The 16,613-nt window shown below is 68.4% G+C and carries 17 protein-coding genes; 9 read left to right on the forward strand and 8 right to left on the reverse strand.

Annotated elements, in window-relative coordinates; translation table 11 throughout:
* Positions 1-68 precede the first annotated feature (68 nt).
* The 4 genes from FFS20_RS14035 to FFS20_RS14045 form a co-directional block, all read right to left on the reverse strand.
* Entirely contained in the window at positions 69-494 is a 426-nt protein-coding gene (locus FFS20_RS14035; RefSeq protein ID WP_137826449.1) for a MarR family transcriptional regulator, read from the reverse strand.
* Positions 495-628: 134 nt separating this feature from the next.
* A complete protein-coding gene (locus tag FFS20_RS17985; protein ID WP_171007090.1) occupies positions 629-799 on the reverse strand; it encodes a hypothetical protein in 171 nt (56 codons plus the stop codon).
* Positions 800-835: 36 nt separating this feature from the next.
* Positions 836-2,209 (reverse strand): OFA family MFS transporter, encoded by a 1,374-nt coding sequence (locus tag FFS20_RS14040; RefSeq protein WP_137826450.1) that lies wholly within the window; start codon positions 2,207-2,209, stop codon positions 836-838.
* A 338-nt stretch (positions 2,210-2,547) separates the two neighbouring features.
* Entirely contained in the window at positions 2,548-3,297 is a 750-nt protein-coding gene (locus tag FFS20_RS14045) for a SurA N-terminal domain-containing protein (protein ID WP_137826451.1), read from the reverse strand.
* 114 nt (positions 3,298-3,411) lie between these two features.
* Between FFS20_RS14045 and FFS20_RS14050 the strand changes: the two genes are divergently transcribed.
* Positions 3,412-3,780, forward strand: a complete 369-nt coding sequence (locus tag FFS20_RS14050; protein WP_137826452.1) for a VOC family protein — start codon at positions 3,412-3,414, stop codon at positions 3,778-3,780.
* A gap of 75 nt (positions 3,781-3,855) precedes the next feature.
* Here FFS20_RS14050 and FFS20_RS14055 read toward each other — a convergent pair whose 3' ends face one another.
* Positions 3,856-4,422 carry a dihydrofolate reductase family protein gene (locus tag FFS20_RS14055; RefSeq protein ID WP_212743347.1) on the reverse strand — a complete coding sequence of 189 codons (567 nt, stop codon included), beginning with the start codon at positions 4,420-4,422 and terminating at the stop codon, positions 3,856-3,858.
* A gap of 114 nt (positions 4,423-4,536) precedes the next feature.
* Here FFS20_RS14055 and FFS20_RS14060 point away from each other — a divergent pair, with 114 nt between their 5' ends.
* Positions 4,537-5,736 carry a M20 family metallopeptidase gene (locus FFS20_RS14060; protein WP_137826454.1) on the forward strand — a complete coding sequence of 400 codons (1,200 nt, stop codon included), beginning with the start codon at positions 4,537-4,539 and terminating at the stop codon, positions 5,734-5,736.
* Between the two features lie 129 nt (positions 5,737-5,865).
* On the opposite strand, the gene FFS20_RS14065 is transcribed toward FFS20_RS14060, so the two are convergent.
* The gene (locus FFS20_RS14065) at positions 5,866-7,545 is read right to left on the reverse strand and encodes a BCCT family transporter (protein ID WP_223289822.1); all 1,680 of its coding nucleotides are present in this window, start codon (positions 7,543-7,545) and stop codon (positions 5,866-5,868) included.
* 169 nt (positions 7,546-7,714) lie between these two features.
* The gene (locus FFS20_RS14070) at positions 7,715-8,689 is read right to left on the reverse strand and encodes a flavin reductase (protein WP_171007091.1); all 975 of its coding nucleotides are present in this window, start codon (positions 8,687-8,689) and stop codon (positions 7,715-7,717) included.
* A 116-nt stretch (positions 8,690-8,805) separates the two neighbouring features.
* Here FFS20_RS14070 and FFS20_RS14075 point away from each other — a divergent pair, with 116 nt between their 5' ends.
* The 7 genes from FFS20_RS14075 to FFS20_RS14105 all read left to right on the forward strand — a co-directional run bounded on the left by FFS20_RS14075 (position 8,806) and on the right by FFS20_RS14105 (position 14,474).
* Positions 8,806-9,504 (forward strand): GntR family transcriptional regulator, encoded by a 699-nt coding sequence (locus FFS20_RS14075; protein WP_137826456.1) that lies wholly within the window; start codon positions 8,806-8,808, stop codon positions 9,502-9,504.
* Complete coding sequence (locus tag FFS20_RS14080; RefSeq protein WP_212743348.1) at positions 9,501-10,154, forward strand: amino acid synthesis family protein; 654 nt, start codon at positions 9,501-9,503, stop codon at positions 10,152-10,154. Before FFS20_RS14075 ends, FFS20_RS14080 begins: the two co-directional genes overlap by 4 nt.
* On the forward strand, positions 10,151-10,702 hold the full coding sequence (locus FFS20_RS14085; protein ID WP_137826457.1) for an amino acid synthesis family protein: 552 nt from the start codon (positions 10,151-10,153) through the stop codon (positions 10,700-10,702). The genes FFS20_RS14080 and FFS20_RS14085 overlap by 4 nt, the downstream gene beginning before the upstream one ends.
* An 11-nt stretch (positions 10,703-10,713) precedes the next feature.
* The gene (locus tag FFS20_RS14090; RefSeq protein WP_171007092.1) at positions 10,714-11,568 is read left to right on the forward strand and encodes an alpha/beta hydrolase; all 855 of its coding nucleotides are present in this window, start codon (positions 10,714-10,716) and stop codon (positions 11,566-11,568) included.
* Positions 11,565-13,046 (forward strand): aldehyde dehydrogenase, encoded by a 1,482-nt coding sequence (locus FFS20_RS14095; RefSeq protein WP_137826458.1) that lies wholly within the window; start codon positions 11,565-11,567, stop codon positions 13,044-13,046. The genes FFS20_RS14090 and FFS20_RS14095 overlap by 4 nt, the downstream gene beginning before the upstream one ends.
* A 4-nt stretch (positions 13,047-13,050) precedes the next feature.
* Positions 13,051-13,248 carry a tautomerase family protein gene (locus FFS20_RS14100; protein WP_137826459.1) on the forward strand — a complete coding sequence of 66 codons (198 nt, stop codon included), beginning with the start codon at positions 13,051-13,053 and terminating at the stop codon, positions 13,246-13,248.
* Between the two features lie 176 nt (positions 13,249-13,424).
* The gene (locus FFS20_RS14105; protein ID WP_223289820.1) at positions 13,425-14,474 is read left to right on the forward strand and encodes an LLM class flavin-dependent oxidoreductase; all 1,050 of its coding nucleotides are present in this window, start codon (positions 13,425-13,427) and stop codon (positions 14,472-14,474) included.
* A 233-nt stretch (positions 14,475-14,707) separates the two neighbouring features.
* Here FFS20_RS14105 and fdhA read toward each other — a convergent pair whose 3' ends face one another.
* Positions 14,708-15,922 (reverse strand): formaldehyde dehydrogenase, glutathione-independent, encoded by a 1,215-nt coding sequence (gene fdhA, locus FFS20_RS14110; RefSeq protein WP_137826460.1) that lies wholly within the window; start codon positions 15,920-15,922, stop codon positions 14,708-14,710.
* Positions 15,923-16,613: the final 691 nt, after the last annotated feature.

Here is a 16,613-nt window from a genome sequence, read left to right on the forward strand (position 1 = left end):
CCTGAGGTTCGGGGTGGTGAGGTTCGCTGTGCTGAGGTTCGGCGTGCGGGTGGGGGAGGTGGGTCCGGTCAGCCGTCGGGGTGGCGGACCGTGCGGACCTCGTCGTGGAGGCTGCGGATCGTGAGCGCGAGGCGCTCCGGGTCGAGTCCGATCGCGCGGGCGTTGTCGTCGAGGGAGGTCCCGAGCAGGCGACCGCAGTGGTCGGCCTTCTCCGCTCCCGCCTCGGTGAGGTGGAGTTCCCGCCGATTGCCCGAGCCCTTGGCCGCCTGGTTGTCGACGAAGCCGGCGCCGAGGAGGGCCTTGACGATGCCCGATCCGGCCGCCTCGGTGACGCCGAGGGATGTCGCCAGGGTCCGTCCGGTGATGCCGGGATGCTGACCGAGGATGACGAGGGCGACGTACTGGTTGTAGGTGAGGCCCTCGGGGGCGAGGATCCGCTCGGCCCACCGGTCGAGGGTGCGCACGAGATCGTGGAGTTCGAAGGCGAGGTCCATGGCACTAAGTTAATCACTTAAGTTAATGGACTGCAAGAGGTGTCGCACCCCGTCACGATGAATGCGACAGCGGCCCCGCCGCGGACGCTGGATCCGGGGCGGGGCCGCCTGTGAGTGGGGGTGTGCTGCCGGCATCAGCCGGTGAAGATCGCGACCGCCCTGATGACGGTGAGGGTCAGCCCCCAGGCGAGGCCGCCGACGACGACGACGGTGAGGCCGGTGCCGATGACCTTGTATGCGCCGCCCGTGGGCGACTGCGGGGAGCCCTCAGCGGGAACCGATGACCACGATTCTGGTGCGCTCATGAGTCTCTAGTCCTTCCTTCAGTCGTTGTGTCGGGGTCAGTCGTTCTTCGGGGCGGTCGCCGTCGACGGGTTCGCGCCGCTCGTCTCCGGTTCGAGGTACTTGTCGTTGACCGGGCGGACGAGGAGGTTGGCGACGAAGCCGATCGCCAGCGCCCCGACCATGATGAACATGCCCGGCGTGTAGAGCTCGGGACCGGTCTTGCCGGCCTTGTCACCGGCCTCGACGACCGAGTTGACGATGAGCGGTCCGGCCACACCGGCGGCCGACCACGCGGTGAGCAGGCGACCGTGGATCGCACCGACCTGGTAGACCCCGAAGAGGTCGCGGAGGTAGGCGGGGATCGTCGCGAAGCCGCCGCCGTAGAAGGAGATGATGAGCAGGGTCGCGACGACGAAGAGGACGATCGACCCACCGCCGAAGAGCGCGACGACGAGGTAGAGGAGCGCGCCGCCCCCGAGGTAGATCATGTAGTTGTTCTTCCGGCCCAGGTAGTCCGAGGTCGTCGACCACACGAAGCGACCGGCCATGTTGCCGATCGAGAGCAGGCCGACGAAGCCGGCGGCCGCGGCCGCGGTGATGCCGAAGTAGGCCTGGATCATCGGGGCGGCGTTCTCGAGGATGCCGATGCCGGCGGTGACGTTGAGGAAGAGGACGATCCACAGCAGCCAGAACTGCGGGGTGCGGATCGCGTTCTTCGCTGAGACGTTGCCCGTCGTCTGCAGGGGCTTCGCCTTGATCGTCGAGGGGTCGAAGCCCTCGGGCTTCCAGTCCGGGTGCGGCACGCGGATGACGTAGGCGCCGGCGGCGATGACGACGGCGTAGACGACGGCGAGGGTGAGGAACGTCGGGGCGAGGCCGGCGACGAGGTTCTGCGGCTCGGAGCCGCCGCCGTAGAAGGACATGAGCGCGTTCGACATCGGGCTGGCGATGAGCGCACCGCCGCCGAAGCCCATGATGGCCAGTCCCGTGGCGAGGCCCGGGCGGTCCGGGAACCACTTCATCAGGGTCGAGACCGGGGAGATGTAGCCGATGCCCAGTCCGATGCCGCCGACGAAGCCGTAGCCGAAGTAGACGAGCCACAGCTGGCCGGTCATGATGCCGAGGGTGGCGATGAGGAAGCCGCCGACCCAGCACGAGCCGGCCGCGACCATCGAGGCGCGGGGACCGGCCTTCTCGACCCAGGTGCCGAAGATCGCCGAGGAGATGCCGAGCATGAGGATCGCGATCGAGAAGATCCAGCCGATCGAGATCTCACCGGCGTCGAAGCGCGACATGAACGGGATCTTGAAGACGCTGAATGCGTAGACCTGGCCGATGCACAGGTGGATCGCCAGCGCTGCCGGCGGCATCAGCCAGCGGTTGAAGTCCATCGGCGCGATGATCGCCGAGCGGGAGAGTACGGAAGCCATGAGGACCCTTTTCGTCTGCGCCGCATCCCCGGTCGCCGACGTCGGCGGGGGAAGCGGATTGCTGCCAGCGGTTCCCGAGAACCGCGTTCGTCCCATACAGACTAGAGGCCTCTCACCGATTTTGCGAGATCCTGAAAGACATTCCCCAGAATCGTTGGAATCCGTGACCTACGGGCAGGTAGTTGAAAACGCCACGATGCCCGTGATCCGCGGTGTGTCGGGCATCCTCGCCGAGGTTGTCCTCAGGTGGCCTTGTGCGCGCGGATTCCGCAGTCCCCGGTCGACGGTGACAAGAGGCGTTTCCGCGCAAGCGACAGGGCGGGGTGTCCCGAGCGGCCTCAGAGGTTGATCGTCACGTCGCCCTGGTCCTGGAGCTCCCCGGCGTACTTCTGGGTCGCCTCGTTGGCCTTGTCACTCCTCACCTGCTCCTCGAGCTGCGGGCGCATCTCCTCGATCGAGGGCACCTGCGCCTCCTGACCGGTCTGCGCGGCCATCTGCTCCTGCTGGTCCTTCGCCTGCTGGTAGGCCGCCCCGACCTCCTCGTCGGTGACGTCGAACTCTCCGAACTCGTCGGCGATGAGGCCCTCGATCTTCAGCTGGGTCCTCATCTCCTCATTCACCCGCGCTTCGTCCATGCCCTGGTCGTTCATCGCCGAGAGGAACTCCTCGGTGCTCATCTGCGAGGCCTGGGCGGTCTCGTCGAGAGCGGTGGCGACATCGTCGTCGGTGACCTCGATGCCGCGCTTGTCGGCTTCCTGCCTGAGCAGCTCGGTGCTCACGAGGTTGTCGGCGGTCTGCTGCTTGAGTGCGGCCTCGTCGACGGGCTGTCCGCCCTGCTGCGCGGCCATCATCATCTGCCCGTACTGGGTTTCGTAGAGGGGGACGAACTCGTCCTTCGTGATCTGCTCACCGTTGACCTCGGCGACGACGTCGGGGATGTCGTCGGTGTTCGGCGCTCCGGTGTCGCTCTGCTCGGCGGCCGGGGTCGTCGGAGCGGCCGACGAGTCGTCGCCGCTGGTCCCGCAGCCGGCGAGCGCGACGACGGAGACGGATACGGCGAGTCCCACCCACCACTTGGACTTGACCACAATCACTCCTGCGAATCGATTCAGCCCACCACGCTAACAGGCCGGGATCAGTGCGGCCTGTGCGCAGGCGGTCACAGCCTGGGCGCGCGGTGACTGCGCAGCTAGACTGCGGACATGACCGAACCCACGGAGACCCAGTTCCGCGGAGTGTTCCTCACCTGCGCGGATGTTGAGACCACGGCGGCCTTCTACCGCGACATCGCGGGACTCGCTCTCACCCCAGCCGGGGACGAGGACTATACGTACCATCTCATCGACGTCGACGGAATCCAGCTCGCCCTCCACGACGCCGAGGCGTTCGCCGACTACACGACGCCGCCGAACCCGGACTCGAACCTCACCCACCTCTACTTCCGCATCGCAGACCGCGCGGCGTTCCTCGACCGCCTCGACGCGGCCGGGATCATCCCGGTCGCGCTCGACGATGTCGTCGTCACGGTCGCCGACCCGGATGGTCGGAAGGTGATGTTCGGGACGGCCTGAGTCCGGCTCAGCACCGCCTCGGCGGGCCCGCGACCGCCTCGGCGGGGAACGGCGTGATCACGGGATGGGCCCGGGTCACAGGCTCGTGGGGACCTCTCCGGTCGGGGCGTAGGAGGAGTAGACGACGCCGCTGCGATGGAAGGGCCGGGAGTCGAGCAGCGAGAGCTGCGGCTGCGGGTGGCCGTCGGGGAAGAAGCCGCGTCCGCGCCCCTGCCACACGGGGTGGACGAACATCCGGTACTCGTCGACGAGACCGGCGGCGATGAGCTCGTGGGCGAGCGTGATGCTGCCGGTGATGATGACGTCGAGGCCCGGTTGGGAGCGCAGCGCCGCGACCTCGAGGAGGGGCTCGGTGATGATCTCCGTGTTCGTCCATGCAGGTTCGGTCAGCGTCGAGGAGACGACGACCTTGCGCACCTTCTCAAGATGCGCGGCGATGCCCGTCGTGTCGTCGGTCTGCTGCGGCCAGTAGCCGCGGAAGTCCTCGAACGTCTGCCGGCCGAGCAGGAGGATCTGCTCACGCGCGGACTGCGCCATCAGCTCGGCGACGAGCTCGTCGTCCTGGGCCTGCGGGTCGAACCAGTCGTCGAGCATCTCGACCCGACCGTCGAGGGTGACGTTCTGCGTGATGATGATGCGCACGGTGGGCTCCTTCGTCGGGCGTGTGCCCATCACGCTACGCACCCGGTGAGCGGGCGTAAAGGGGCAGTGCTCACCCCGGCGACGGTGTCGTGCGGCCCGGCTAGGATCGGGACCATGACGATCCCTGACTTCCGCGCCGAGGCGACCGACCTCCTGCCCGATCTCGTCACCCTGCGTCGCACGCTCCATGCCCACCCCGAGCTCGGCACGCAGCTGCCCTTCACGCAGGCCGAAGTGCTCCGGGCCCTTGCGGGGCTGGGGCTCGAGGTGACGACGGGGGAGTCGCTCACCTCGGTGGTCGCCGTCTTGCGCGGCGGACGCCCGGGACCGGCGGTGCTGCTGCGCGGGGACATGGATGCCCTCCCGGTGACCGAGGAGACCGGACTCGACTTCGCGTCGACGAACGGGTCGATGCACGCGTGCGGCCACGACATGCACACGGCCGGGCTCGTCGGTGCTGCCCGGCTGCTCGCCGCCCACCGCGACGAGCTGCCCGGTTCCGTGATCTTCATGTTCCAGCCGGCCGAGGAGAGCGAGGGCGGGGCGGAGCCGATGATCGCCGAAGGCGTCCTCGAGGCGGCCGGTGCACCCGTCGTCGCCGCGTACGGCATCCACGTCGAAGCCGACGTCCGCGGCCGCTTCGCCACCCGGGGCGGTCCGCTCATGGCCGGCTTCGCCGACCTCGACATCACCGTCCACGGCGCCGGGGGCCACAGCTCCCAGCCGCAGGCGACCCGTGACCCGGTGTCCGCGGTCGCCGAGATCGCGCTGGCGCTCAACACGATGACGACCCGGTCCTTCGACATCTTCGACCCCGTCGTCGTCTCCGTCACCCAGCTGCAGGGGTCGGCGGCGAACAACGTCATCCCCGACACCGCGTCACTCGGCGCCTCGATCCGCTTCCTCTCCGCGGACTCGCTCGCCCTGCTCAGGCAGCGGGTCACCGAGGTGGCCGAAGGCATCGCCCGAGCGCACCGGTGCACCGCCTCGGTGGACTTCGAGGTCGGGTTCCCCGTCACCGTCAACGACCCGGGCGAGACCGGCGTCGTCCTCGGACGCCTGCGGGAGCTGTTCGGGCAGGAGAGCGTCACGGTCCTCGACCATCCGCGGATGGGATCCGAGGACTTCTCCTACGTGCTCGAGCGGGTGCCCGGTGCCTTCGTCTTCCTCGGCGCGACTCCGGTCGGGATCGACCCCGACGCGGAGACGAACCATTCGCCGAGGGTGCAGTTCGACGACGGACTGCTCGGCGATCAGGCCGCCGCGCTCGCCCACCTCGCCTTCGCCCGGCTGCGCGACGAGGCGGGCGACTGAGCGCCGAGCAGGGCGACTGAGCGCCGAGACCGCCACTTCGCACCGAGACTGACAGTTCTCACCGGCAGTCTCGATGCGAAGTGGCGGTCTCGGTGGCTCGGTGGCTGGGGAGCCAGGGAGCTGGGTATCTCAGGTCTCGTCGGCGACGGCGACCGGCTGCTCGAGATCCCGGCGCCGCACCGTGCGGTAGGCGTCGAAGGTGTGGTCCTCGTGGAGGGTCTTGACGATGCAGATGCCGAGGAGTGCGACGATGACGGCGAACGGCAGGGCCGAGAGCATCGCCGCCTGCTGGAGGGCGGCAAGACCGCCGGCGAAGAAGAGGACCATCGCCGTCGTGCCCGTGAGCACGCCCCACACGGTGAGCACCCAGCGGCTCGGTTCGAGCGTGCCGCGCGAGGTGAGCATGCTGAGCACGAAGGTGTTCGCATCCGCCCCGGAGACGAAGTAGAGGATGACGAGGATGATCGCGATGACCGAGGTCAGACCGGTCCACGGCAGCTGCCCGAGCGTCTCGAAGAACGCGGAGTTGACGTTGGCCGCCGCGGCCTGGCCGATCTCGCCGCTGCCGTCCATATCGAGTTTGATCGCGGTGCCGCCGAAGACGGTGAACCACGCGAAGAAGACGAGGCTCGGCACTCCCATGACGCCGAGGACGAACTCGCGGACCGTGCGGCCCTTCGAGATCTTCGCGAGGAACACCCCGACGAAAGCGCCCCAGCTCAGCCACCACGCCATCATGAAGTACGTCCAGAACTGGTACCACTCGACATCCCCGGAGGCCAGCGGGGTCAGGAGGCTCGTCGTGAAGAACTCGCCGAGGTACTGGCCGGTCGAGCGGAAGAAGAGGTTGCCGATGAACCCCGTCGGGCCGACGATGAGGACGAAGAGGCCGAGGAAGATCGAGAGCACCGCCGTCGTCTGGCTGAGGAACTTGATCCCCTTGTTGACCCCGGACAGCGCCGACAGGGTGAAGACGACGGTGATGCCGAGGATGATGATGATCTGGACGAAGAGCTCGTTGGGGATCCCGAAGACCCGGTTGAGGCCCTCGGAGATCTGGGAGGCGCCGAGGCCGAGCGACGTCGTCGTCCCGAAGAGCGTGGCGATGACGGCCATGATGTCGACGACCTTGCCCGGCCACCGGTCCATCGCGCTGCCGAAGAGCGGCTTGAGCATCGGGGAGATGAGCCCGGTGTTCCCGCGCTTGTGCGTCGAGTAGGCGATCGCGAGCCCGAAGACCCCGAACACCGCCCACGCGTGCGGACCCCAGTCGAAGTACGAGTACTGGAGGGCGACGACCGCCGCCTGCGTGGTGCCCGCCTCGGCGAGGTCATGCGGGGGTGTCGTGAAGTGGGAGATCGGCTCGGCGACGCCGTAGCTGATGAGCCCGATGCCCATAACCGCCGAGAGGATCATCGCCAGCCACGCCCACGTGCTGAACTCGGGACGGTCGTCCTCGGCGCCGAGGCGGACCCGACCGAAGCGGCCGAAGCCGAGGTAGACGAGGAGGCCGATGCAGCCGAGGGTGACGACGAGGTAGGACCAGCCGACGTTCGCGGCGACCGCGTTCATCGCCGTCGTCATCGTCGTCGACATGCCCTCAGGTGAGATCACGCCCCACAGGGTGAATGCGACGACGCCGGCGATCGAGATCCAGAACACCGACCCCGGCCGGTGACGCAGGGCGTTGGCCTCGGCCATCGCCGGGGAGATCCCGGCATCGTAGTCCATGCCGCCGCCGGGCAGCTGGGCGTGACGGTGCGGTGGGCCTGATGAGGGGTCATCGGCGGGGCCGGGGACGTGTTCCATGGCGAACTCCACTTCCTTGTGAGTCAGTTCTTCGGGACTTCGGTGATCGGTCTGCGGGTGGTGCTGGTGGAGCTGCGGTGCTCAGGGGAGCGGGTAAGGGGGTGCTGGCGGGGACTCCGGTGTCGGATGGATGGGGCACTCGACCGGTGGGGACGGCGGTCGGGATGGCTCAGTCGAGGGACGTGAGGTCCTCGCTGTCGAAGAACCTGCCCGCCTTGTAGATCATCGGGGAGTCCTCCGAGGTCTCGGCGCTCTTGACCCGGCCGATGAAGACGGTGTGGGTGAGCGCCTGGAACCGCTCCTTGATCTCGACCTCGATCGAGGCCGATGAGCCGTCGATGAGCGGCGAGCCGCCGGCGGCGGGATGCCAGTCGAGGGTGGCGAACTTGTCGGGGGCCTTCGAGGCGAAGACGCCGATCGTGTCCCGCTGGTTGCGGCTCATGATGTTGATGCCCATGTGCGTCGAACGGAACAGCGCCGGATACGTCGACGAGGTCTTCTGCACGCAGACGAGGACGAGCGGCGGGTCGAGGGAGACGGAGTTGTAGGAGTTGACGGCGAGGCCGCGGGGCCTGCCCTCGTCGTCGGTCGTCGTCACCACGGTGACGCCGGTGATGAACTGCCGGTTGAAGGCCTTGAGCGAATCCTTCGTCGGACTGCCCGTGAGATCGGCAGTGACGACGTCGTCGGGGGCGACCTCGAACGCCGAGGACAGCGACTTCAGTCCGAGGTCGGCCAGCAGCTCGTGGGCATCCCAGGTCACCGTCTCCCGTGCGATCCGATCGCCGTCGAGGGTGATGAGGTTCGAGCCGTGGGTCGTCACCTGCTGCCCGGTCGGCGGGATGTCGCCCATCGGCTCGGTGAACGTGCCGACGGAGCGCCAGTAGATCGCACCCTCGTCGCCTTCGATGAGGATGTGGTCGATCGTCGTCGTGAGATCGGGGAACGCGGCGCGGATCTCGCCGATCTCCTCCTTGATCGCGGCGGCGTCCTTCTCCTGTCCGGAATTCGTCGAGACGCGGACGTAGTCGTCGGTGACGAGGGCGTCGAAGGCGTCGAGGTCATCGGTGTCCCAGACGGCGTGCCACGCGTCGCTGATGGTCTTCTTCACACCACTGAGGGCGGCATTCTGTGTTTCTTGCATACCAGAGACCATAGATTGGCCACCATGCATCCGTCAACAGATTCGGGAAACTCAGTGAAATCAAGGTTTCAACCATGCTGTTGACATGCTCGCATGTATGCAAGTAGATTTCTTGTATGCAACAGATCTCCAGCGACGCACAGACCGAATCGTTCCTCGACCGGGTCCGCACGCTCATCCTCAGCGACGGGTACGAGCCGGGTGACATGATCCCCGAATCGACGCTCGCCGAATCCTTCGGCGTCAGCCGCACCCCGGTCCGCGAGGCCTTCAAGCAGCTCGAGCGCGAGGGCCTCGTCGAGATCCGCCCCCGGGTCGGGACGTTCCTCCGCCAGCCCAAGCGCCGGGAGATCGTCGAGCTCTTCCAGCTCAAGGAGTCCCTCGAGGGCCTCGCCGCGAACCTCTTCGCCAAGCGGGGGGCGATCCCCGAGCTCGCGATGCTCAAGGACAACTCCGATGCCTCCGACGCCGCGGCGCTGGCCGAGGACGCCGAGACCTACGCCCGGCTCGTCCACGAATTCCACTGGGCGCTCGTCCGCGGAGCCGACAACCGCAAGCTCACCGAGACCTACGAGCGCCTCATGCACCAGCTCGCCTACCACCGCATCGTCCTCCAGGCCGTGCAGCGGCCGGGCCGGCTGAGCGAATCGGTCGGCGAACACCATGCCGTCATCGACGCGATCGAGAACAAGGATGCCATCGGCGCGGAGATCGCGATGCGCGAACACGTCAGCGCCTCCTCCCGCGCGGCCCTGCTCTCCCTGACCGAACAGGACCGGCAGACCGCCGGAGCCGGCACCGAGGAGGCACAGTGAGCGCGGCAGCCCCGACCGAGCGCCTGCCTGCGTCGTTCGACGAACTCGCCCGCCGCCTCGGCGTGCGCTCTCTCACCGTCCACCGCGAGGAGATCCTCTCCGAGGCCGGCACCGACCTCGACCGCCCGCTCGTCCAGGCGGCCGCCGTCGCCGTCGTCCCCAACCCGTGGATCGGGGAGGGACCCGCGGCCGACCTCGCCGCCGCGACGCAGGAGCTCGCGCCGGTGCTCGCGAAGGTGCTCACTGACCGTCTGCTGGCGGCCATCGGATCCGCCGAGGCGGTCGAGGCCTTCGGGAAGGGTGCGGTCGTCGGCACGGGCGGGGAGCTCGAACACGCCGGCGCCCTCATCCACACCCCGTACTTCGGCAACATCATGCGCGAGCTCCTCGCCGGCACCTCGGTGCTCTGCTTCGCCGACGGCCGCGGACCAGCCGGGACGACGATCCGCGTGCCCCTGTGGCACAAGACCCACGCGACCTCACGCGACCACTACCAGTCGATCGAGGTCAATCTCCCCGACGCCCCTCACGCCGACGAGATCTGCGTGATCGCCGCGGCCTCGAACGGGCCCCGGCCCTTCGCCCGCATCGGCGACCGTCGCACCGACGGCGCCGTGACCACCGACATCCTGAAAGGACTCATCTCATGAAGGTTCGCAAGATCACCACCGTCGTCGAAGACGTGCTCACCGAGGGCGGACGCGACGTCAACCCGATCACCCGCGTCGCCGCCGTCGCCGCGGTCATCGAGAACCCGTGGGCAGGGCAGGGCTTCGTCGACGACCTCGGGCCCGGCATCGACGCCACGGCCAGCGACCTCGGCGCCCTGCTCGCTCCCCGCGTCATGGAGGCCCTCGGCGGTGAGCTCGAAGCGTACGGGAAGGCGGCGATCGTCGGACTCGACGGCGAGATCGAGCACGGCTCTGCCCTCATCCACACGCTGAAGTTCGGTGACCACTTCCGCAGGGCCGCCTCGGCGAGCACCCTGCTGCCCGCCGTCGAGAAGCGCGCGGACGCAGGAGCGATCTTCGACATCCCGCTCAAGCACTTCACGGATGCGACGATCCGCTCACACCACCAGACCTTCGAATGGCGGGTCTCCGACGCCCCGCACGCCGACGAGATCCTCGTCGCGCTCGCCGGTGCCACGGGCGGACGGCCGCAGGAGCGGCTCGCCCCGCTCTCGGCGGACAAGTAGTCGGCGCGATGATGGCTGAGGATGCGGGCACCCCCGTCGTGCTCCTGCACGGGGTCGGCCTCGACCGGACCGTGTGGGCGCGCGTCGAGGACCGCCTCGACCGTCCGACGGTCGCCCTCGATCTGCCCGGGCACGGCAGCCAGCCGCCGCTGACCGAGGCGACGACCCTGGAGGACATGGCCGGCGACATCGCCGCGCGCATGCCCGCCGGACCCGTCCATCTCGTCGGATTCTCCCTCGGCTCGCTCATCGCCCAGCAGCTGGCGGCGACGCTGCCCGGACGCGTCCGCACCCTGACGTGCGTGAGCTCCGTGGCCGCGCGCACCGATGACGAGGCCGCCGCGGTCCGGGCCCGCCTCGACGGTGCGTACGAGGACTTCACGGGCAGCATGGAACGTGCGCTCGACCGCTGGTTCCCCGCCGGGGAGAGCCCGGAGACCACGGACTGGCGGGAGGAGACGCGGACGGTCCTGCTCGCCAACGACCCCGACTCCTATCGGCACGCGTATGCGGTGTTCGCCACCGGCGACCGGGCGATCGCCCCGCGGCTGCCGGCGATCACCGCCCCGACCCTGGCGATCACCGGGGAGAGGGACCCCGGGTCGACACCGGATATGAGCCGTCGCCTCGGCGCGCTCATCACCGGCGCCGAGGTGGTCATCATTCCGGGTGCCCGCCACATGCTTCCCGTCACCCATCCCGAGACGCTCGCCCGCCGGGTGGGCGCGCTCATCGACGACAGTGCTGTTCCCACGGATCTGGATGCTGTCCTCGACGACGACAGTCCCGTTGCCCAAGGCGGCAGCCCAGTTGACCACGACCACACTGCCGTTGCCCACGACCACAGCGAAAGGAGTCAGCGATGACGCTGCGACTCGACCACTTCATCGGCGGGGAGCACAGCGCCCCGGCCGACGGCGGCTACCTCACGAGCACGAACCCGGCGACGCTGGAGACCCTCTACGAATTCGCCCGCGGCACGGCGGCCGATGTCGACCGGGCCGTCGATGCCGCCGCGCAGGCCTTCTCCTCACGGATCTGGCGGCGGATGACGCCGACCCAGCGGGGGCACCTGCTGCGACGGTTCGGCGATCTCATCACGGAGAACGCCGACGAGCTCGCGCGGCTCGAGAGCCAGGACAACGGCAAGCTCCTGCGGGAGATGGTCGGCCAGCTCGCCGGGCTGCCCGAATACCTCTACTACTTCGGCGGACTCGCCGACAAGGTGCAGGGGTCGCAGATCCCGACGAACTCGCCCGAGGTCATCAACTTCACGCAGCGGGAGGCGCTCGGCGTCGTCGGGCTCATCACCCCGTGGAACTCGCCGATGACGCTGACGCTCTCGAAGCTCGCACCGGCACTGGCTGCCGGCAACACCGCGGTGATCAAACCGAGCGAATACACCTCGCGGACGATCCTGCGCCTGGCCGAGCTCGCCGATGAGGCCGGGTTCCCCGCCGGTGTCGTCAACGTCGTCACCGGTCTCGGTGCCGAGGCGGGGCAGGCGCTCGTCGACAACCCGAAGCTCGCGAAGATCTCCTTCACCGGATCGACCCGCACCGGCGCAGCCATCGCCTCGGCGACTGCAGGCCGGTTCATCGGCTCGACCCTCGAGCTGGGCGGGAAGAGCCCGAACATCGTCTTCGACGACGCCGACGTCTCGAATGCCGCGATGGGCGTCATCGCCGGCATCTTCGCGGCAGCCGGGCAGACGTGCATCGCCGGGTCCCGGGTCTTCGCGCAGCGCGGGATCTACGATGAGCTGCTCGAGAAGGTCACCGCCCGGGCCGCCTCCATCGTCATCGGCGACCCGATGGCCCCGGAGACCGAACTCGGGCCGCTGGCCTTCGAAGCACAGCTCGGCAAGGTCAAGGAGTACGTCGACCTCGGCGTCTCGGAGGGCGGACGGATCGCCTACGGCGGGGACCGTCCCGACGTCGACCTCCCCGGCTACTTCTTCCAGCCCACCGTGCTCACGGACACGACGAACGACATGCGCGTCGTCCAGGAGGAGATCTTCGGACCCGTCGCCGCGGTCATGCCCTTCGACACCGAGGAGGAGGTCCTCGAGCTCGCCAACGACACCGACTACGGGCTCGCCGCCGGGGTGTGGACCCAGAACCTCGCCCGCAGCATGCGGATGTCCCAGCAGCTCGAGGCCGGCACGATCTGGATCAACATGTACCGCGCGATGTCGCCGATGTCGCCGCGACAGGGATTCAAGAACTCCGGGGTGAGCATCGAGCACGGCATCGAGTCGATGCACGAGTACACCCGACTCAAGAGCATCTGGATCAACACGGACGAAGGCCCGGTCGCCGATCCCTTCGTGCTGGGAAGGTGAGGACATGCCGCTCATCGACATCTCGATCGGCCGAGGCCGCACGCCCGAGCAGCTGCGCGCCCTCATCGCCGGCGTCCACGACGTCGCCGCCCGCACCACGGGCGCCGCGGACGAGAACATCACAGTGATCGTGCGCGAAGTCGACAAGGAGCTCTGGTCGCGGTCGAACACGACGATCGCCGAACGCGAAGCCTCCGGCTGACCCGCTGACCGCGGCGGCCCCGGGCCTGCCGCGGGCGGACTTGGGCCTGCCGCGGGTGGACCGGGGCCGGCTGCGGGTGGCACGGCCGCCTCGGCGAACTCACCACCACAACGACACCACTCGCTCACCCCACGAGCAGAGATCCGCCAGGCACCGCCGGCGGATGGAAAGGACCGATGATGCGCTTCTCGCTCTTCCTCCACATGGAACGCTGGGACGACTCGATCAGCCCCGAACAGCACTGGGCCAACCTCGTCGAACTCGTCAAGATCGCCGAGGCCGGAGGCTTCGGCACGGTGTGGATCGGCGAACACCACTCGATGGAGTACGTCTCCTCGCCGAGCCCGATGCCGCAGCTCGCCGCACTCGCCGCGCAGACCTCGACGATCCGGTTGGGGTCGGGCACGATCATCGCCCCGTTCTGGCACCCGCTGCGCGCCGCCGGTGAGGTCGCGCTCCTCGACGTCATCAGCGGCGGGCGCGCCGAGGTCGGCATCGCCCGCGGGGCCTACCAGTTCGAGTTCGATCGGATGGCCGGCGGCATGCCCGCGGCCGACGGCGGCGAGTACCTGCGCGAGCTCGTGCCTGCGATGCGCGCTCTCCTCCAGGGCGACTACGCCCACGACGGCGAGCACTGGCAGTTCCCCGTCTCGACGGCGGTGCCCAAACCGGTGCAGCAGCCGACGCCGCCGATCTGGCTCGCCGCCCGCAGCCCCGAGACCCACGACTTCGCCGTCGCCAACGGCTGCAACGTCCAGGTCACGCCGCTGATGAAGGACGACCGCGAGGTCGAGGACCTCATGAACAAGTTCGAGACGGCCCTCGCCGCCCACCCCGAGGTCGAGAAGCGCCCGGAGATCATGGTGCTGCGCCACACCTACCTCCACTCGCCGGAGGATCCGGAGGGCTGGAAGGTCGGGGCCGCCGGCATCAACAAGTACTACCGCACGTTCTCCGCGTGGGCGTTCGGGAAGAAGGACCCCGTCGACGGCTTCCTCGACCCGACCCCCGAGGAGCGCTTCGCCGACCGTCCCGAGTTCGAACTCGAGTCCCTCCACCGGTCGGCGATGATCGGCACCCCGGCCGAGGTGACCGAGCGGATCAGGCACTACGCGGACCTCGGCTACGACGAGTACAGCTTCTGGTCGGACAATGCGCTCAGCCACGAGGAGAAGAAGGCCTCGCTGCAGCTCTTCATCGACGAGGTCGTGCCGAACTTCAAGTGATCGGGGTGAGGGTTGGCGTGGGGTTGATGCCCGAGACGACTTCGCTCCGGGGACCGCAGTGACGTGCCGCCTGCAGACGCGGCGACGTCGATGAGCGCGTGAGGCCCGGTGGGCGAAGGAGCGATTCTCCTTCGCCCACCGGGCCTCTTCGTGCGCTCGCCGTGCGAGCCCCGGAACCGCGGTGCAGCGCTCGCCGCGCAGGGCACAATTTCGGCTCGCGCGGCCTCAGCCCATCACGCGCTGATGAGGCCGTGGGGGTCGAGGACGAACTTCTTCGCGACGCCCGAGTCGAAGTCGGCGTAACCCTGCGGGGCGTCCTCGAGCGAGATCGCCGTGGCATTGACGTTCTTCGCGATCGAGACCTTGTCGTGGAGGATCGCCTGCATGAGGCCGCGGTTGTACTTCATCACCGGGCACTGGCCGGTGACGAAGACGTGCGACTTGGCGAATCCGAGACCGAAGCGCATCGACAGCGAGCCCTCCTTGGCCGCCTCGTCGACGGCGCCGGGATCACCGGTGACGTAGAGCCCGGGGATGCCGAGGCTGCCGCCGGCCCGCGTGATGTCCATGAGCGAGTTGAGCACGGTCGCGGGTGCTTCGTGTCCGGCGTCCTTGCCGTGTCCGCGGGCTTCGAAGCCGACGGCGTCGATGCCGCAGTCGACCTCGGGGGTACCGAGGATCTGCTCGATCTGATCCTTCGGGTCGCCCTTCGAGACGTCGACCGTCTCGCAGCCGAAGCTCCGCGCCTGCGCCAGTCGGTCCTCGTTGAGGTCGCCGACGATGACGACGGCGGCACCGAGGAGAAGCGCCGAGGTGGCCGCCGCGAGACCGACGGGACCGGCGCCTGCGACGTAGACGGTCGAGCCGACCTGCACTCCCGCCCCGACGGCGCCGTGGAATCCGGTGGGGAAGATGTCCGAGAGCATCGTGAGGTCGAGGATCTTCTCCATCGCCTGCTCTTTGTCCGGGAACTTCAGGACGTTCCAGTCCGCGTAGGGGACGAGGACGTACTCGGCCTGCCCGCCGACCCAGCCGCCCATGTCGACGTAGCCGTAGGCCGAACCGGGACGGTCGGGATTGACGTTGAGGCAGATTCCCGTCTTGCCCTCCTTGCAGTTCCGACAGCGGCCGCACGAGATGTTGAACGGCACCGAGACGAGGTCGCCGACCTTGACGAACTCGACGTCCCGACCGACCTCGACGACCTCACCGGTGATCTCGTGACCGAGGACGAGACCCTCGGGAGCAGTCGTGCGGCCCCGGACCATGTGCTGGTCGGAGCCGCAGATGTTCGTGGCGACGGTCTTGAGGATGACGCCGTGGTCGACCTTCCGGCCGACGTTGGCGGGATTGACGCCGGGGCCGTCCTTGAGGACGAATTCCGGGTACTCGGTGTCGATGACCTCGACCTTGCCGGGACCTGCGTAGCTGATTGCCCTGTTGCTCATCCTTGAGCCTCCGTTCGGAGCTGATGGTGAGGACGTGATCGGCGGGAGAACCGATCGGCCTCCTGAAATATCAGTCTTGTATCAGACGTGCTGTCAGTCTTGCTGGGCGTCTCCGTCCGTGTCAATACCCGAGTTCGGACTGTGCGACTCCGGGGCAGGAGACGGGGCAGGAGACATCGACGCCCCGAACCGACATATACGCCGTGCGCTAACGGCGTATTTGTCGGTTCACCGCGTCGATGCGTCGACGGGCGTTGGGTGAGGGCGTATTTGTCGGTTCGCCACGTCGGTGTCGCGGGCGGAGGAAGGCTGTGCTCGCCTCCTCGCATGCGGCTGCCCTGCGCGCAATCGCTGCGGGCGGGACACGCCTCCGCGCACACCGCCTCCTTGGGTCAGACCCGTGCCCGCTCCGCCGCAACCGCCTCGGCGCGGGGGCTCAGCCGGTGCGCAACCGGCCGGGAGTGTCCTTTGACGCGGTGAACCGACATATACGCCGTGTGCTAACCGCGTATTTGTCGGTTGAGGGCGTCGATGCGTCAGCGGGCGTTGGGTGAGGGCGTATTTGTCAAATCACTGCGTCGGTGTCGCTGGTGGAGGAAGGCAGTGCTCGCCTCCTCGCACGCGGCTGTCTTGCGCGCAATCGCTGCGGGCTGGACACGCCTCCGCGCACCCCCCCCGCCTGGCATCCCGC

Source organism: Brevibacterium sp. 2SA (assembly GCF_005502845.1).
Classification (GTDB): Bacteria; Actinomycetota; Actinomycetes; order Actinomycetales; family Brevibacteriaceae; genus Brevibacterium.

Excerpts from the sequence above, each read along its gene's own strand:
- FFS20_RS14035 (WP_137826449.1), bottom strand. The coding sequence starts at position 494 with ATGGACCTCGCCTTCGAACTCCACGATCTCGTGCGCACCCTCGACCGG.
- FFS20_RS17985 (WP_171007090.1), bottom strand. The coding sequence starts at position 799 with ATGAGCGCACCAGAATCGTGGTCATCGGTTCCCGCTGAGGGCTCCCCG.
- FFS20_RS14040 (WP_137826450.1), bottom strand. The coding sequence starts at position 2,209 with ATGGCTTCCGTACTCTCCCGCTCGGCGATCATCGCGCCGATGGACTTC.
- FFS20_RS14050 (WP_137826452.1), top strand. The coding sequence starts at position 3,412 with ATGACCGAACCCACGGAGACCCAGTTCCGCGGAGTGTTCCTCACCTGC.
- FFS20_RS14060 (WP_137826454.1), top strand. The coding sequence starts at position 4,537 with ATGACGATCCCTGACTTCCGCGCCGAGGCGACCGACCTCCTGCCCGAT.
- FFS20_RS14065 (WP_223289822.1), bottom strand. The coding sequence starts at position 7,545 with ATGGAACACGTCCCCGGCCCCGCCGATGACCCCTCATCAGGCCCACCG.
- FFS20_RS14070 (WP_171007091.1), bottom strand. The coding sequence starts at position 8,689 with ATGCAAGAAACACAGAATGCCGCCCTCAGTGGTGTGAAGAAGACCATC.
- FFS20_RS14075 (WP_137826456.1), top strand. The coding sequence starts at position 8,806 with ATGCAACAGATCTCCAGCGACGCACAGACCGAATCGTTCCTCGACCGG.
- FFS20_RS14085 (WP_137826457.1), top strand. The coding sequence starts at position 10,151 with ATGAAGGTTCGCAAGATCACCACCGTCGTCGAAGACGTGCTCACCGAG.
- FFS20_RS14090 (WP_171007092.1), top strand. The coding sequence starts at position 10,714 with ATGGCTGAGGATGCGGGCACCCCCGTCGTGCTCCTGCACGGGGTCGGC.
- FFS20_RS14095 (WP_137826458.1), top strand. The coding sequence starts at position 11,565 with ATGACGCTGCGACTCGACCACTTCATCGGCGGGGAGCACAGCGCCCCG.
- FFS20_RS14100 (WP_137826459.1), top strand. The coding sequence starts at position 13,051 with ATGCCGCTCATCGACATCTCGATCGGCCGAGGCCGCACGCCCGAGCAG.
- FFS20_RS14105 (WP_223289820.1), top strand. The coding sequence starts at position 13,425 with ATGATGCGCTTCTCGCTCTTCCTCCACATGGAACGCTGGGACGACTCG.
- fdhA (WP_137826460.1), bottom strand. The coding sequence starts at position 15,922 with ATGAGCAACAGGGCAATCAGCTACGCAGGTCCCGGCAAGGTCGAGGTC.